Origin of the sequence: Pseudoalteromonas sp. MER144-MNA-CIBAN-0113, assembly GCF_040308965.1 — a bacterium.
GTDB classification, from domain to species: Bacteria; Pseudomonadota; Gammaproteobacteria; order Enterobacterales; family Alteromonadaceae; genus Pseudoalteromonas; species Pseudoalteromonas tetraodonis.
Genome location: NZ_JBEOOG010000010.1, coordinates 1 through 15755, shown reverse-complemented (window position 1 = coordinate 15755; position 15755 = coordinate 1). Strand labels below are relative to the sequence as shown.

The window sequence follows — 15755 nt, the reverse complement described above, 5'->3', positions numbered from 1 at the left end:
ATAATAATCCAAAGGGGCGCTGTGATACCGACAACAAAAGAAGGTAGGTTATGAGTAATCCCAATAACGTATCGCTGAATATTAATCATGAGCTTGAGTTTATTGACGGCCACGCACTTAATATTCCAACCCTGAGTATTTTAACTGAGGACGGCGACATTCATCCTAGTGCTCCTGCACCTGATATTTCTAAACAGACCGCTATTAAATTATACGAAACCATGCGTTTTATTCGTTTATTGGATGAACGTATGCAGGGTGCTCAACGCCAAGGGCGTGTTAGCTTTTACATGCAGTGTTTAGGAGAAGAAGCGGCGGTAACAGCCTCTGCTGCAGCCCTTGAACAAGATGACATGATCATGGCGCAATATCGTGAACAAGCAGCCTTACACTATCGTGGTTTTACCCTTGATCAATTTATGAACCAAATGTTTTCTAATGAATTAGATTTAGGTAAAGGCCGTCAAATGCCGATCCATTATGGCTCTAATGCACTTAACTACATGACCATTTCATCACCTTTGGGAACACAAATTCCACAGGCTACGGGTTACGCATATGGTCAAAAAGTAAAACACATTGATGCTAAAACAGGTGAACTAGCAAGTACTATTGATAACGTTACTATTTGTTATTTTGGTGAAGGGGCTGCTTCAGAAGGTGATTTTCATGCAGGCTTAAATATGGCTGCAGTACATAAAGCACCGGTTATCTTTTTTGCACGTAACAATGGTTATGCTATTTCAACCCCAGCCGATGAGCAATTTAAAGGCGATGGGATTGCATCGCGTGGTGTGGGTTATGGTATTAAAACTATTCGTGTTGATGGCAGTGATGCGCTCGCCGTTTACGCGGCTACTAAAAAAGCCCGCGAAATTGCTGCAACACAAGGTGAACCGGTATTAATTGAATCGATAGCGTATCGTTTAGGTGCGCATTCAACATCAGATGATCCAAGCGGTTACCGTTCAAAAGATGAAGAAGTAAACTATAAAACATGCCCAATTGAGCGCTTTAGAAAATGGTTAGTAAAACAAAATTGGTTAGATGACGCAGAAGATATCAAAGCGAAAGAAACAATTCGTGATGATATTTTAGCGGCACTAAAACGCGCTGAAGTAATTGATAAGCCGGCGTTAGAAGAGCTAATTTCAGATGTTTACGATACGCCAATTCCATCTTTACAACGTCAATATGATGAACTTAAAACGCATATAAAAGCACATCCAGACGCCTACCCCACAACAGCAGGGAGAATTAAGTAATGGCTAAAATGAACATGCTACATGCAATTAATTCTGCTTTAGATATCACCATGAATGAACATCCTCAAGCGTGTATTTTTGGTGAAGACGTGGGTTATTTTGGCGGTGTTTTTAGAGCAACATCAGGGTTACAAGAAAAGTACGGTAAGCATCGCGTATTCAATACTCCGCTCACAGAGCAAGGTATTTTAGGCTTTGCTAATGGTTTGGCTGCCTTTGGTGCACCTGCATTGGCAGAGATTCAATTTGCTGATTACATCTTTCCTGCGTTTGACCAAATAGTGAATGAATCGGCTAAGTTTCGTTATCGTAGTGGTAATGAGTTTAATGTGGGTAATCTAACGATTCGTACACCTTACGGTGGCGGTATTGCTGGTGGTTTGTATCACTCGCAATCGCCAGAAGCGTACTTTGCTCACACACCAGGCCTAAAAATTGTCGTGCCGCGTAATCCTTATCAAGCTAAAGGGTTACTGCGTGCGTGTATTAAAGATGACAACCCCGTTATATTTTTTGAGCCCAAACGTTTATACCGTGCCTCAACCGGTGAAGTGCCAGAAGAAGATTACAGCATTGAACTCGGTAAAGCTGAAGTAATACAACAGGGCACAGACGTTACTTTATTAGCGTGGGGTGCACAAATGGAAATTATAGAAGCAGCGGCAAAACAAGCCAGTGAACAGGGAATTAGCTGTGAGGTGATTGACCTTCGCAGTATTTTACCGTGGGATGTTGAAACCATTGCTAAATCAGTGACTAAAACAGGCCGTCTTATTGTTAGTCATGAAGCACCTATTACCAACGGTTTTGGCGCAGAAATTGCGGCAACTATCGCTCAAGAGTGTTTCCTGCATTTAGAGTCGCCTATTTTACGTGTGTGTGGTCTAGATACGCCATATCCGCTGGCGCTCGAAAAAGAATATGTTCCAGATGCATTAAAAGTAATGGCCGCAATTAAACAATCAGTGAACTTTTAGGGGTTTCCATGGCTAAAGATTTTATATTACCCGACATTGGTGAAGGCATAGTTGAATGCGAAGTAGTCGAATGGCTGGTACAAGAGGGCGACACTGTAAAAGAAGATCAGCCTATTTGTGATGTGATGACAGATAAAGCCTTAGTGCAAATTCCAGCTGTACACGATGGGGTGATCACTAAGCTGCATTGTAAAAAAGGCGATATTGCTAAAGTACATGCGCCTTTATTTGCAATGGATGTGGCTGGAGAAGCGCCTAGTGAAGAGACTGAAACAGCTTCTTCACCAACAAGTACTCGTGATCACTTAGAAGATTTTATTTTACCCGATATTGGTGAAGGTATCGTTGAGTGTGAAATTGTTGAATGGTTAGTAGCAGAGGGCGATGAAATAGAAGAAGACCAAGCCGTTTGTGATGTAATGACCGATAAAGCATTAGTACAAATACCGGCTAAATATACCGGTACAGTGCAAAAGCTGTATTATCAAAAAGGTGAAATTGCAAAGGTGCATAGCCCATTATTTCAAATGACAATTGCAGGGCAAGTCGCAAAAGAAGATGTTGATGTTAACCAAGCAGTTGTAAAAGCGCAAAGTAACGCAACGTCAGACGCACCCGCTAAGCAAACACAACCGCAAACTGCGATTGTTAACGAAAAAGCGGTTGCATCACCGGCGGTTAGGCGTAAAGCGCGTGAGCTTGACGTTGATTTAACCTGCGTACCAGGCAGTGGTAAAAATGGCCGTATTTATAAACAAGATATTGAAGCGTTTATAAAAAATGAAGTGCCATCTGGCATGGATACCTCTGAGCTTAACAAGCCACAGACTACTGAGAGTAAAAAAATCAGCAGTCCTGATGAGCATGCAGCGGGCACAGGTGGAACGCGAACAGAAGCGATTAAAGGCATTAAAGCGGCCATGGCAAAACAAATGGTGGCGTCGGTTTCTACTATTCCACACTTTACCTACAGTGATGAAATTGACTTAACTGATTTAATTGCACTTCGAACTGATCTTAAAGAGCAATATAAAGCACAGAGCGTTAAACTTACGATGATGCCGTTTTTTATTAAGGCATTATCGTTGGCAATGACTGAATTCCCGGTACTTAACTCAAAAGTAAATGATGATTGCAGTGAAATTACCTACTATGATGATCACAATATTGGGGTTGCAGTGGACTCTAAAGTGGGCTTATTAGTCCCAAATATTAAAGCCTGCCAAACTAAGAGTATTGTAGAGGTGGCTAATAATTTAACGCAATTAACTGACTCAGCTCGAGAAGGCCGCGTAGCGCCAGATGATTTGAAAGGCGGCACTATTAGCATTTCGAACATTGGTGCAATTGGTGGCACTATAGCTACGCCAATTATTAATAAGCCAGAAGTGGCGATTGTTGCCTTAGGTAAATTACAGCACCTTCCGCGCTTTGACGAGCAAGGGCAAGTGGTATCGCGTGCAATTATGCAAGTAAGTTGGTCAGGGGATCACCGTGTAATTGATGGCGGCACTATCGCGCGCTTTAATAATTTATGGAAAGAATACCTAGAACAGCCAGCTAAAATGATGATGGCAATGCGCTAATTCTTTTTGATGATTTATTAAAAAACTATTTAAAAAACTATTTAAAAAACTATTTAAAAAACTATTTAAAAAACTATTTAAAAAACCAGCATAAAGCTGGTTTTTTTCTTTAATAAATTTATATTTTTAATTAAGATACAAATGTAACCAAATAGGTAACGCTGTACGCCCTTTAGGGAATATAAAAAATAACATTAAGGAAATTTTATGGAACATTATATGAATGCATTGCGAAGCTATGCTGATTTTTCAGGTCGTAGCCGCCGTAAGGCTTATTGGATGTTTATCTTATTTAACTTCATATTTTCGCTTGTAACTGCTGCAATTGACTATGCGACCAGTACAGCAATAATTGGAACTATTTATAGTCTAGCTTTATTGATCCCTCAACTAAGTGCAGGTGCTCGCCGTCTTCACGATACCAATCGTTCAGGTTGGTGGCAATTACTTTGGCTAGTACCTGTGGTTGGTTGGATCATTCTAATTATCTTCTTAGCGCAAGACTCGCAAGAAGGTGAAAACGATCACGGTACTAACCCAAAAGAAGTTGAATTACACACTGCTTAATTAAGTAACTTGTAAACATTTTAAGCTCAGCCATTGCTGAGCTTTTTTATGTAAGAAATTAATTTACAAAATAATACAGTCCATAACCAACTAATAACGCGGGAATAGCGGTATATAGCGTGGCAATAATAGCCGCTTTAGGTGTCATGGCAATGGCTGGGAAAAGCGCATCGCCATCGTTGGAAATGGCATTGGCCGCTAATGCGCTAAACGGAATAACCCCTTGAATATATAAAGTGGTAACAATTATTTGCGGGCCACAGCCAGGTAAAAAACCAATTAATACCGCTATGAGCGGGGCCATATAAGCATAATTTAAAAACCATGTTTTTAAGTCAAGGCCAAACACTGTCACCAGTAGTTCAAATAATATAAAGGAGGCAACCACCCACGCGGTTACAAAATGAGTATCTTGCAGTACTTTTGTGAGTTTTGAAGGTGGACTGCATATATCATCTTCTGAGGTTACTTCTTTATAGCTTTCACCTTTTGAAGATAACGCCCACATAAATACGACAAACAACGCCATTAATGCGCCAAAATGAGTAACAGTGAATGTGGTGTACTGCCCAAATTGGCTCAAATCAATATTAAAAGCGAGTAAAAAGGCAATGAGTAACCCCGGAATAATAGCGATGTACCAAATAGGCTTACTGAGCGTAATTATTTTCGTCGGTAAAAGGGTAACCTGTGGTGTGTGCTTTTGAACAGTTGGGCATAAGTAGCCTGTTTTATGAAGTGTGTTGACGATTAAACCCGTTACTGAGCCAACCACAAACCCTATTGCCATGATGGTTAAACCCTCGGTAGGGCGAGTCGCTAACAATAAAAACGCGGCATCACCCATAGTGGCCGTTAATACAGCAACAATTGCGCCAAAGCTAGCTTGGCCTTTTGTAAATTGAGTCACCACAATAATCGCGCCACCACAGCCTGGTAACATGCCTAAAAAAGCAGCAAAGCTGACCTCTAATACCGGTGACTTAGCATTTAGGTAACGAAGCTCTAGTTGGGGTAAATGATCAATCGCGTAGTAGTAAATAAATAAGGTCGCAGCAACAAATACACTCACTTGAAAAAAAGCATCACTGAGTGCAGTAATTGTTATGGTGCGTAAATCGGGCAGGACTAAACAGGCTAAAATTAACAGAGGTAAAATTAGGCGTTTATTTTGATGAAAAACACGTTTTGCAGCTGGCGAAATAACTCCTAAATGGGATGTTAAAAACATACAGTACGACCTAATTAAAGAATGAGATCGCACTGTACTATTTTATTAAATGATAATCAATATCACTTACGTGTTGTCGCAGTAGTTACTTTTTACGTTGAAACTCTGAGTTTTCATTCCACGTAGGCCACTGAGTTTGTTGTGAAATATCAAAACCTACTTTATAAAATAATTGTAAATCTTGAACCGCACCTGATAAATCCCACTCATCGCGGTATCTATCACAAGGTTGATGGTAACAACCACGCAGTACTAAGCTCATACGCTTACGGTAATTTGCAGTTTCTTCATCAAACGCTTGTGTACCGCCACCGGCATACATGGCAGGAACACCCATATTAGCAAAGGCAAAGTGATCTGAGCGGTAGTAACCACCTGAAGATGGTTTAGGGTCGCCCGATACTGTTCTGCCTTGCTCTTTGGCCGCAGTTGCTAATAGCTCATCCATTTGTGATTTACCAATACCCACCACACTAATATCTTTTACTTTACCTAATAGGTTTAAGCTGTCCATATTAATATTTGCAACGGTTTTATTAGCTGGAATAACTGGATTCGCAGCATAATATTTCGAGCCTAATAAACCTTGCTCTTCAGCGGTTACCGCTAAAAAGGTCATTGAACGGTCAGGGCGTTTACCTAGTTTGGTAAAGGCTTCGGCAACTTCTATCATACCGGCTGTACCTGTTGCGTTATCGTGTGCGCCGTTATAAATTTGATCGCCTTTACGGTTTTTATCCGTTCCTAAATGATCCCAATGCGCAGAGTAAATAATATGCTCATCGGGTGTTTTACTACCAGGAAGAGTGGCAATAAAGTTATAAGATACCGATTTTTTGATGGTGTTTTTTACATTCACAGTGGCTGTTAAATCGCCCATATCAACATGGTAAGCACCTTTGGCAGCGTTTGCTTTGGCGGTTTCAAAATCAAGGCCTGCTTTAGAAAAAAGCTCTTTTGCTACATCAACAGTAACCCAACCTTCAACAGCAACACGGTCCATATTATTGTTTTCTTTTACGAAACCAAATTGCTCACCACTCCATGAGTTCTCAACCACAGACCAAGGGTAAGACGCTGGAGCAGTTTCATGAATAATAATAGCGCCTGCAGCACCTTGACGGCTTGCTTCTTCGTATTTGTAAGTCCAACGCCCGTAATAGGTCATTGCATCGCCGGTGAATAAAGCCGGATCTTTAGTTGCAAAACCCGGATCGTTTACCAGCATAACAACGGTTTTGCCTTTAACATCTAGGCCTTCGTAATCATTCCAGTTATATTCAGGTGCGTTAACACCGTAGCCAACAAATACAAGCTCCGAGTTTTCAATTCCTTCTTGCGCACTAATACGGCTACTACCCATAACCATGTCTTTTTTGTATTGGTAGTCTTTACCGCCAATATTAAGCACCATATCAGAGTCTGCTTCTAACGATACAAGCGGCACTTCTTGGAAAAAGCTGTCGCCATTACCCGGCTCAAAGCCTAAAGCAGTAAATTCTTTTGTTAAGTAATCAAGCGTAAGCTTTTCACCTTCAGATGAAGGAGCACGTCCACCAAATTCATCAGAAGCTAACACTTTTACATGCTTAGCAATTTCATCCGCTTGAATGCTGTTGTAGCCTTTAGCGACATCATCAGATGTGATACTTGTTGTTGCACAGCCGGCTAAAATTGCCGTTGTTATTAGGGTCAAAGAAAAATAACGTTTCATATTGGCTCTTTTTTTGTTCTAAGTGGCGTTAGTATATGAACTTCTGTTAATTAGAACCAGTTTTTGCGGTAAACTGTTGCTGATAAAAATGTACAGTAAAGGTAACAATGAAGCGTTTTACTCCCCCAGAACAATTTCAAGTAACGAGTATAAATGGAGGTGCATTTGAGCACCTTCGTCAGCTGTTTAAAATAGATCAGCAAACAGACTGGCCTGAGCCTGCGTACTTTACCCCGTATTTAAACGCCATCAATGCTAATAATCTGCCAATTCGTTTTGTCGATGATGCCAAGGTTGATTTTGCTGAGCGCTATTATGAACAAGTCATTTTTGAAACAGGGGACGTGCCCACCCGACAACAAAACTGGCATGATCTGTTTGGTGGTTTTATTTGGTGCTTATTTCCAAAAACAAAAGCCCTTATTAATCAGCGTCATGTTGATGAAATAGCGTTGCATGGGTTAAAACAACGAAGTAAACACCGTAACGCACTGACCTTGTTTGACGAATGCGGTGTGGTTTTAGCTATTAGCGAATCACAGTGGAAAGAGTGGTTAAGAGACCACCAGTGGAAAACAGCCTTCATCGAACATAGAGAGCAGTGGGGTAAAACCATTGCACCTTTCATATTTGGCCATGCCAATTATGAAATGTTAACCAAACCTTATATTGGACTGACTGGCAAAGCCTTATTTGTAAATGTACCGGATGAAATATTTTGTAAAGATTTAGTAACTCAATACCAGTACCTAGATCAGCGCCTTTATGAGATGATTAAAACTGATGATTGTTTAGCCGATAATAAACAGCTTTCACCCTTACCTCTATTAGGTGTTCCTGGTTGGTGTGAGGAGAATAACAATTCATCATTTTACGACAACACGGACTATTTTAGACCGAAACGAAGGACACGAAAATGATAGAAGTCACCGCGCTTAAGAAGAAGTTTAAGCTCACTAAAGATCATAAAAAAAATAAAATAGATGATATAGACCCCCGTGAAGATAAAGACTTTTTTCATTCAGTAAAAAATGTCAGCTTTAGCTGTGCAAAAGGCGAAGTATTGGGGCTGTTAGGGCCTAATGGCGCGGGTAAAACCACCACCTTAAGAATGATTTCAACCGCATTAAAACCGGATGATGGCAGTATTACTATTGCTGGAAATGACATAATTAAAAAGCCACTCATTGGGCGTAAATCTATCGGGTTTTTGTCTGGCTCTACTGGTTTATATGGCCGTTTAACGGTAAAAGAAAATATCGAATATTTTGCAAAGCTACATGGCATGAGCAAGCAGGCAATCAAGGCACGCTGTGAAGAGTTATTTACCTTACTCGATATGCATAAATTTATTGATAAACGTGCTGAAAACTTATCAACCGGTATGAAGCAAAAAGCCAACATTGCGCGTGCTGTGGTGCATCATCCAGACGTTGTTATTCTTGATGAGCCAACTACCGGGCTTGATATTATGACCACTCAAACAGTAATTAACTTTATTAAAGGCTTAAAAGCACAAGGCACTCCGGTTATTTTTTCTACGCACCATTTAGATGAAGTTGCGCTTTTATGTGATCGTGTAGCGGTTATTAATGAAGGTGTAAGTTGCTTTGATGGCACCCTCGCTGAATTTAAACAAGCGGGTAACAGCGAAGAATTGAACCAAGCGTTTATGAACATATTAACGGAGAAGCAAGATGTTTGAAGTTTTTAAAAAGGAATTAACCGAGCTGCTACGCGATAAAAAAACCTTGTTGTTCGTGGTGGTATTTCCGATAGTGGTTTTTCCGTTGTTATTTGCTGTGGTTGCGTTTATTTCTTCACAAGCCGCGCTTGATGCAGAGCAAAAGGTAAACACCTATGCAATTATCAATGGCGACTTTGCTCCAGAATTTACTGATAAAGTGTTTTATCATAAAAGCTTTGAGTTATATAAAGGCGATAAAACCTTCAATAGTGTTGAGGAGCTAAAAGCAGGCGTAACTGCTGGCGATATCGACATGGGCATATACTTACCAATCGATGCAGTGCAAACATTAGATGATAAAAAGCAAAGTGAATGGCAAGTTGTATTTAATGATTCAAAATCAATTAACTTCTTATTTGAGCGAGTAAAAGAGCTTGCTAAAGAGTACAGCGATACACTTCAAGAAAGTAAACTATTGAGCTTTGGTATTGATAAAAGCGCTCAGCAATCTATTTTAAAGCCAATTAATGTGGTTAAAGTTGATACTGCAGACAAACGTGAAAACTTAGGTGAAAAAGTAGGTGGGTTTTTACCTTATTTACTTATCCCGTTAGTACTGATGGGGGCAACTTACCCAGCAATTGATTTAGGCGCTGGCGAAAAAGAGCGTGGTACTTTAGAAACCTTACTACTTACCCCCATTACTCGTACTGAGCTAGTATTGGGTAAATTTATTACTCTACTGACAACTTCAATCGCATCAACTACTATCACCGTCATTAGTATGGGGTGTTGGATTGCATTAGCACTGGCATTTGCTGATCTAGAGTTTATTAAAGCCGCATTTAGTACATTAGGCATTTCTGACTTACTGATGATTTTTGTATTATTATTACCAATTGCAGCTATTTTTTCTGCATTAGCATTGGCTATATCAATCTATGCACGTTCGTTTAAAGAAGCGCAAAATTACATGACGCCATTAAGTATGGTGGTATTTTTCCCAATTATTATCTCTATTATGCCTAATATGGAACTGACCGCTAAAACAGCCTTTATTCCGGTTACTAACGTCGCCTTAGCGATTAAAGAAATTATTAAAGGCACAGTCGATTACACGCTGGTGGGATTAATATTTTTGGCTACGGCGCTGATAGCCGGTGCACTATTGGCATTTTGTGTTAAATGGTTTAACCGCGAAGACGTGTTGTTTAGATGATATTTAACTAATAAAAAAGCATCACTTGAGTGGTGCTTTTTTGTTTTTAAGCCTTTCTTTCTGAAGCTATTTGTATTAAGTCATTTAATAGTTTAAGTTTATGAGCTAAGCAACGGATTACAAAACAAGGATGGATTCTTGAAAATACCCCTTATTTATCTCTCACTTTTGGACGTAAGCAGCGCCTTTAGTTTGCTAAGTTATACAATGCCCGTTCAAGCAAAAACAATCCAATCACTCCCACTTGTAGGCACGTGGCAAAACAAAGATGAAGACGCTGGCGGTGTGCCAGATGAGCTCGACGCTTATTCATATCATAGACTAGCTTGACTATTATGAATTTTATATCTGAAAAGCTTACGCATACATTTCAAGTATGTTTTACACACAAACGCTGGGTGCCTTATACGCGAATAAAATCGTTTTTAGGTATGTTACTAGGGGCGTTTGTCGCCTCCTTTTTTATTGATGGTCAACCGAGTTACTCAAATGCTGACCAAACATTGAATACCATGTTTGTCGTTACCCCGTTTTTGTTTTCTGGTTTGGTGCTATTGCAATCCTCGTTACAAAAAACATTTTATAACGCCGATGTTTATGTTACGCCTAGTGCTATAACCATGCCGGACTTTAAAGGTGAGCGTGAGGTGTTTATTGCTTTTAAAGATATAGAGGCGATATATATTAATTATTTTCCATTGACGCCGCTGCTCTGATTTGGCCCTTACATAAGTACGCATTTGGCAATTAAATCAGTCAATGGCGAACGTTATGGAGTACATACCTCTAATTTAAGTGACTATAGAGCAATTGTTGATTACTTAACGCAAGTGCATAACGTCAAAACTAAACACCGTTTTTCATGGTGGACATTAACCTATTTATCCCTTTTCCCAATCGGGTTTTTATTGGGCTTTATTGTTTAATTTATTTAAAAAACTAAGGAAAGGCATGAAATTAAAATATCTATCAATAATATGAAAAAATATACTCATGCGTACGACTATAGTAAGTTTTAATTTACGAATTTAAGTATCAGAATATTTAACGTATTCTAAATAAACTAATTTTTTAGAGCAGAAACTATAAAAAGGAATTTTAATGAACAATAAAATAATAAAAGTACTCCAAGTATTTATAATTTATCTAATTGGTGCATCAAGTGTACAAGCAAAGCCATTATTGTCACCGTATCCAAAAGCAAAACTAGACGATTCAGTTACTCTAGCGGGTGAAGAAACTCAGTTAATGACAAAGTTTGATCCTAAAGCAGAAAAATCTAAACAGTTTGAGTTTGCAAAATTTATTGGTGATACAGCTCATTATGAATATACGATAAGAAACGTTGCTTCGTTGAAGGTAACAAAAAATTATGAAAGCGCATTAAAAGATGCTGGCTTTGACGTGATTTACAGATGTTCTTTAAGTGAGTGTTATTCAGGTGATAGACGAAGCGATAAAAAGCGATTAGCTGAAAAATCTAGTTATTTTGATCCCAGTAGCCAATTCTATAAACCGCATTATATTTTCGCAACAAAGGGAGGTGAACAACTTGACGCCGCAATCTCATTATTCGTAGGGCAAAATGACAATCTTACACGAATATTATTAACAACTGTGGACATAAAAGAGATTGAAACAGGCCTCATCACCGCTGATTTTGATGCTTTTAAAAAACAAAACAACTCAAAAAAAGTAACAAAGTCTCCTCGTAAAGATAAAACTGGGTCGGCTGACCACCCGTTAATCAGTCGTTATCCAGGTAGTTATATTGAAGATTACAAACAAGTTGATTACGAAGAATTCAGCTTGCCTGTTGGTATTGCTGATAAAAAGACCAGAAAGCTTCCAATGCTCGATGTAGTAGGCGATTTAACACAAATTACTTATGTTGTGAAAAATGTGTCAACTATTAAAATTTATCACAACTATCTGAGTGCACTGGTAAAAGAAGGGTTTGAAACTGTTTTCACTTGCCAGAAAAGTGCCTGCAGTAATAACACCAGAAGTAGATTAATTCGAGAGGACTTAAGCAAATTAGGCGATATCCTTGCATTAAAAGGTGTTAACAATTATTGGCGTCAACCTCGATACCAAGTTATGAAAAGCACATTTGAAGGGCAGACTACTTACGTAGCGTTTTTCATAGGCAACTATAAAGGTGATTCTCGTATTCAGCTTTTAGTTATGAGAACCGAGCCACTAATAACAGGGTTAATAGAAACAAATAGCGATAAAGTACTAGAGCAGCTCAAGCAAAAGGGTAAAGCGTCTATTTATGGTGTACTGTTTGACTATGATAAAGCTGTTATAAAACCTGAATCTAAGCAATCTCTAGATGTGATAGCGCAAGTTCTTGAAAAAAATAAAAAGTTGAGCTTGTATGTAGTTGGGCATACAGACGACAAAGGATCTGCTGAATATAATCTAGACCTTTCTAAACGCAGGGCTAATGCGGTAGTTAAAGCGTTAATAGCTGATTATGGCATTGCCAAAACAAGGTTAATCCCTCAAGGCGTTGGGCCTTATTCTCCGGCAGCGACTAATAAGAATGAACTAGGGCGAGAGCTTAACCGTCGTGTTGAGTTAGTTGAAAGGCTGTCTGATGCAAATTAATGTATTTTAAAAATATAATATAACCAACTTAGGTAATGCAAAAAGCTAAGTTGGTGATTTTTGCAATGCCAAAATTAAAAATAGATAACGTTTTAGTTAGTTGGAAAATAGCCACGCGCACTATGCTAATCTTAAGGATGTGTAAAGTAAGTATTTATTATATAAGTACTTAATACACATCTTTTTTAGCTTTTAGCGTTATCAGCACTAAATTATAAAAATTGGATAATTAAACAAGGATGGACTCTTGAAAACACCACTAATATATCTTTCGCTTTTAAGTGTTAGCTGTGCTTTTTGCACGCTAACCTATACACCAAATTCACATGCAAAAAACATTCAGCCAACCACCCATATAGGTACGTGGCAAAATAAAGATGAAGACGGTGATGGTGTGCCTGATGAACAAGATGACTATCCGTTTGATGCCAGTAAAACTCAATACCCTGTTTATTTTGAAAAAGAACCTAACGATAACCCATCTGTTGCTACTGCAGTAGAGCTTGGTAAAGGTTTTAAAGTTAAGGGCGTTATTTCATCAAGAACAGACAAAGGTGATTTATATGGTTTTAACGTTGATGATGGAACTATGGTCACTGCTGTATTCGAAAGTGCAGCTAAACGATTTGACCCGCAAGTTTATGTATCAAACTCAGAAGGCAGAGTAATTAGTAAGTATGTTATTAGCGAATATAAGAAATTTGGAAAGCATATTGTTAATTTTCATATGTTTGAGGCGGGTCGTTATCAACTAAGTGTAATGGATAATAATTACGGTGGTGGCCCTGATTTAATCTACAGTATGGTTCTATTTTATGACGAAGATGTAGATGCTTTTGATGATGAGAAGGAACGTGCATTTGGCAGTAACCTTATTAAGAATGACCAAGATCAAGATGGTATTTTAGATGGTTTAGAGCACGTTTTATTAAATAGTAGTACTGACATAGACTTTGATGGTGATGGAATACCGAATTGGCAAGATGTCGACTCTGACGATGATTCGTTCTCTGATAAAATAGAAGGCATTGAAGATTTAGATAAAGATGGCTTCCCAAATTATATAGACCTTGATGCTGATGGTAATAACTTAGATGATGAAATAGAAATTGGTGATTTTAACCATTCACTTGATTTTGATGATGATGGAAAATTAGATCACTTAGATTTAGATGATGACGACGATTTAATATTAGATATTTACGATACGCAACGTCGTAAAAAATCTCAAACTGTTAAATTAACAGGGCCTAATCAAAATCGTTTACTTGTGCGCTGGGTTTATAATATGTCCTTTGAAGGGCACTCTATTCGAGATTTTATTAGAGCTGGGGATAAAGTAGAGTTTGAAGTAGATGGCTTACCAGCAGATGCAAAAAATTTGGTCCTTGTTTTTCAATACCCTGATGATCTTATTAACTTAAAACCTACCATAGCTAAAATTGAAGCAAGCAAAACATATATAAGTGTAGAGGTGCCAAGTAAGATAGGCGAGGCTTATGTATATTTAGCTCATGATGAGGTTATTAGTGATGCCCAACCAATTGAAGTAAATAAGAGCAAATCCCCACTTTTAAAACCTGAAAAGCGAAGCATCAGTGCTGGAGAAACAATTACTCTTATAGGTGAAAATTTTAATGAGCAGACGGTTGTTAATTTTAAAAATGTGACTGTTAATAGCATTTATATAGATGAAAAAACCATTAAAGTTGAAACGCCACGTCAACTAAGTGGCTGGCGCTACTCGGTAAGTAACCAGTTTGGAAAAAGTAACACGGTTAGCTTCTCAATCGAATAGCTCAGACCCTAATATTTTAAGGATAAATAATGAATAAATACCTAATACCATTGTCGTTATTAGCAAGCTTTACGTGTCACGCAGAGCTTGATTTAACAATCCCAAAAGAAAACTGCTTAAAAGCGGTAGAAATAGTAAAAAATAAAGATGAATAGTTATTTAGGCAACTATTTACACCCGTTGATCATATTCCTAATGCAGATAAAGCAATCACTAAACTGATTGACAGTACACATAAAAAATACTTCGGAAAAGAGTACGATGGTATAAAAAACTTTCGTCTTGTCGAATCAAAGCTTGTTAGATACTAAGTATAGCGTTGTTGAAGAAACTTATGAAAGGTGGGGATATACAGAGCAAGTATTTATATATTATAAATTTGATACTTATGATAAGCGACATAATGAGAAAACTACAATGTATAACAAATGCCGTTTTGGTTTAAAAGACGGCAAGTGGTATATGGTTAATTTACTGCAAGATTAGTTCGTGCATATTAAAAAAAGGGCATGTAATTGATATTACATGCTCTTTTTATAATTTACTGTTGAGATTATTAATGCAAAGCGAAAAGCTAGATATACAATTAGATGACAAGTTTTGGTTTAAGCTCGTAAATTTACCAGAAAAGGACGCCCTAACCCCTACGAGTAAAATCACTATGCCGGTAGTGACTAAATTATTTAGGCTAAATTTAGGCATTGAGTTTTTATTTGCAATCGCATTGGGTGCGCTTGCATTGTATAGTCATGTTTGGGTTGAAGAGGACTGGGTTAGCGGGTTATTTTTTATATATATTCCTTTATTCTTGGGATTATGGTTTTTACGAAAGGTGTTAATTTGGCAAAGATATGGCTTTAATTACAAAGCTGCGTTTGAAGTAAGTAAAGATGAATTAACTATCGTTACAGAGCCATTATCTAAACAGCAACACATAACTATGGCTAAAGCTGATATAAATTACATACAGTTTAGCTACGGATATATGCGTTCAAACGGGCAAGGCTATCAAGAAAAAGAGGGCGTTCAGAATTCTGTGTCAGCCTAAGTTGCTAAATATCTAGCACACCATCTAACCTACCTTCGAAGTGGATG

The 15755-nt window shown here is 38.3% G+C and carries 16 protein-coding genes; 14 read left to right on the top strand and 2 right to left on the bottom strand.

Annotated elements, in window-relative coordinates; translation table 11 throughout:
• Positions 1-50 precede the first annotated feature (50 nt).
• The 4 genes from AAEY57_RS04180 (at position 51) to AAEY57_RS04165 (ending at position 4395) form a co-directional block, all read left to right on the top strand.
• Positions 51-1265 carry a thiamine pyrophosphate-dependent dehydrogenase E1 component subunit alpha gene (locus tag AAEY57_RS04180; protein WP_138627008.1) on the top strand — a complete coding sequence of 405 codons (1215 nt, stop codon included), beginning with the start codon at positions 51-53 and terminating at the stop codon, positions 1263-1265.
• Positions 1265-2242, top strand: a complete 978-nt coding sequence (locus AAEY57_RS04175) for an alpha-ketoacid dehydrogenase subunit beta (RefSeq protein ID WP_350606545.1) — start codon at positions 1265-1267, stop codon at positions 2240-2242. The genes AAEY57_RS04180 and AAEY57_RS04175 overlap by 1 nt, the downstream gene beginning before the upstream one ends.
• A gap of 8 nt (positions 2243-2250) precedes the next feature.
• On the top strand, positions 2251-3828 hold the full coding sequence (locus AAEY57_RS04170; protein WP_350606543.1) for a dihydrolipoyllysine-residue acetyltransferase: 1578 nt from the start codon (positions 2251-2253) through the stop codon (positions 3826-3828).
• Positions 3829-4035: 207 nt separating this feature from the next.
• Positions 4036-4395: a DUF805 domain-containing protein gene (locus AAEY57_RS04165; RefSeq protein WP_350606541.1), complete on the top strand. Its 360-nt coding sequence runs from the start codon at positions 4036-4038 to the stop codon at positions 4393-4395.
• A 58-nt stretch (positions 4396-4453) separates the two neighbouring features.
• Here the strand turns inward: AAEY57_RS04165 and AAEY57_RS04160 are convergent, their stop codons facing one another.
• Both AAEY57_RS04160 and AAEY57_RS04155 read right to left on the bottom strand, forming a co-directional pair.
• Entirely contained in the window at positions 4454-5626 is a 1173-nt protein-coding gene (locus AAEY57_RS04160; RefSeq protein WP_350606539.1) for a putative manganese transporter, read from the bottom strand.
• A gap of 85 nt (positions 5627-5711) precedes the next feature.
• On the bottom strand, positions 5712-7340 hold the full coding sequence (locus tag AAEY57_RS04155) for a M28 family metallopeptidase (RefSeq protein WP_036982626.1): 1629 nt from the start codon (positions 7338-7340) through the stop codon (positions 5712-5714).
• A gap of 107 nt (positions 7341-7447) precedes the next feature.
• Between AAEY57_RS04155 and AAEY57_RS04150 the strand changes: the two genes are divergently transcribed.
• From AAEY57_RS04150 to AAEY57_RS04105, 10 genes are all read left to right on the top strand, one after another.
• Positions 7448-8260: a DUF3025 domain-containing protein gene (locus tag AAEY57_RS04150; RefSeq protein ID WP_350606536.1), complete on the top strand. Its 813-nt coding sequence runs from the start codon at positions 7448-7450 to the stop codon at positions 8258-8260.
• The gene (locus AAEY57_RS04145; RefSeq protein WP_350606534.1) at positions 8257-9045 is read left to right on the top strand and encodes an ABC transporter ATP-binding protein; all 789 of its coding nucleotides are present in this window, start codon (positions 8257-8259) and stop codon (positions 9043-9045) included. The genes AAEY57_RS04150 and AAEY57_RS04145 overlap by 4 nt, the downstream gene beginning before the upstream one ends.
• Complete coding sequence (locus AAEY57_RS04140; RefSeq protein ID WP_350606532.1) at positions 9038-10246, top strand: ABC transporter permease; 1209 nt, start codon at positions 9038-9040, stop codon at positions 10244-10246. Before AAEY57_RS04145 ends, AAEY57_RS04140 begins: the two co-directional genes overlap by 8 nt.
• Before the next feature lie 207 nt (positions 10247-10453).
• Entirely contained in the window at positions 10454-10576 is a 123-nt protein-coding gene (locus AAEY57_RS04135) for a hypothetical protein (RefSeq protein ID WP_350606529.1), read from the top strand.
• Positions 10577-10581: 5 nt separating this feature from the next.
• Positions 10582-10962 carry a hypothetical protein gene (locus tag AAEY57_RS04130; RefSeq protein ID WP_350606526.1) on the top strand — a complete coding sequence of 127 codons (381 nt, stop codon included), beginning with the start codon at positions 10582-10584 and terminating at the stop codon, positions 10960-10962.
• Positions 10963-10986: 24 nt separating this feature from the next.
• A complete protein-coding gene (locus AAEY57_RS04125; RefSeq protein ID WP_350606523.1) occupies positions 10987-11172 on the top strand; it encodes a hypothetical protein in 186 nt (61 codons plus the stop codon).
• Positions 11173-11347: 175 nt separating this feature from the next.
• The gene (locus AAEY57_RS04120) at positions 11348-12862 is read left to right on the top strand and encodes an OmpA family protein (protein WP_350606521.1); all 1515 of its coding nucleotides are present in this window, start codon (positions 11348-11350) and stop codon (positions 12860-12862) included.
• Between the two features lie 247 nt (positions 12863-13109).
• Complete coding sequence (locus AAEY57_RS04115) at positions 13110-14660, top strand: IPT/TIG domain-containing protein (protein WP_350606518.1); 1551 nt, start codon at positions 13110-13112, stop codon at positions 14658-14660.
• A 29-nt stretch (positions 14661-14689) separates the two neighbouring features.
• On the top strand, positions 14690-14815 hold the full coding sequence (locus tag AAEY57_RS04110; protein WP_350606516.1) for a hypothetical protein: 126 nt from the start codon (positions 14690-14692) through the stop codon (positions 14813-14815).
• Between the two features lie 404 nt (positions 14816-15219).
• Positions 15220-15708, top strand: a complete 489-nt coding sequence (locus AAEY57_RS04105) for a hypothetical protein (RefSeq protein ID WP_350606513.1) — start codon at positions 15220-15222, stop codon at positions 15706-15708.
• Positions 15709-15755: the final 47 nt, after the last annotated feature.

Coding starts and splice junctions, on each gene's coding strand:
- AAEY57_RS04180 (WP_138627008.1), top strand. CDS start 51: ATGAGTAATCCCAATAACGTATCGCTGAATATTAATCATGAGCTTGAG.
- AAEY57_RS04135 (WP_350606529.1), top strand. CDS start 10,454: ATGCCCGTTCAAGCAAAAACAATCCAATCACTCCCACTTGTAGGCACG.
- AAEY57_RS04170 (WP_350606543.1), top strand. CDS start 2,251: ATGGCTAAAGATTTTATATTACCCGACATTGGTGAAGGCATAGTTGAA.
- AAEY57_RS04120 (WP_350606521.1), top strand. CDS start 11,348: ATGAACAATAAAATAATAAAAGTACTCCAAGTATTTATAATTTATCTA.
- AAEY57_RS04175 (WP_350606545.1), top strand. CDS start 1,265: ATGGCTAAAATGAACATGCTACATGCAATTAATTCTGCTTTAGATATC.
- AAEY57_RS04155 (WP_036982626.1), bottom strand. CDS start 7,340: ATGAAACGTTATTTTTCTTTGACCCTAATAACAACGGCAATTTTAGCC.
- AAEY57_RS04165 (WP_350606541.1), top strand. CDS start 4,036: ATGGAACATTATATGAATGCATTGCGAAGCTATGCTGATTTTTCAGGT.
- AAEY57_RS04160 (WP_350606539.1), bottom strand. CDS start 5,626: ATGTTTTTAACATCCCATTTAGGAGTTATTTCGCCAGCTGCAAAACGT.
- AAEY57_RS04145 (WP_350606534.1), top strand. CDS start 8,257: ATGATAGAAGTCACCGCGCTTAAGAAGAAGTTTAAGCTCACTAAAGAT.
- AAEY57_RS04150 (WP_350606536.1), top strand. CDS start 7,448: ATGAAGCGTTTTACTCCCCCAGAACAATTTCAAGTAACGAGTATAAAT.
- AAEY57_RS04130 (WP_350606526.1), top strand. CDS start 10,582: ATGAATTTTATATCTGAAAAGCTTACGCATACATTTCAAGTATGTTTT.
- AAEY57_RS04110 (WP_350606516.1), top strand. CDS start 14,690: ATGAATAAATACCTAATACCATTGTCGTTATTAGCAAGCTTTACGTGT.
- AAEY57_RS04105 (WP_350606513.1), top strand. CDS start 15,220: ATGCAAAGCGAAAAGCTAGATATACAATTAGATGACAAGTTTTGGTTT.
- AAEY57_RS04140 (WP_350606532.1), top strand. CDS start 9,038: ATGTTTGAAGTTTTTAAAAAGGAATTAACCGAGCTGCTACGCGATAAA.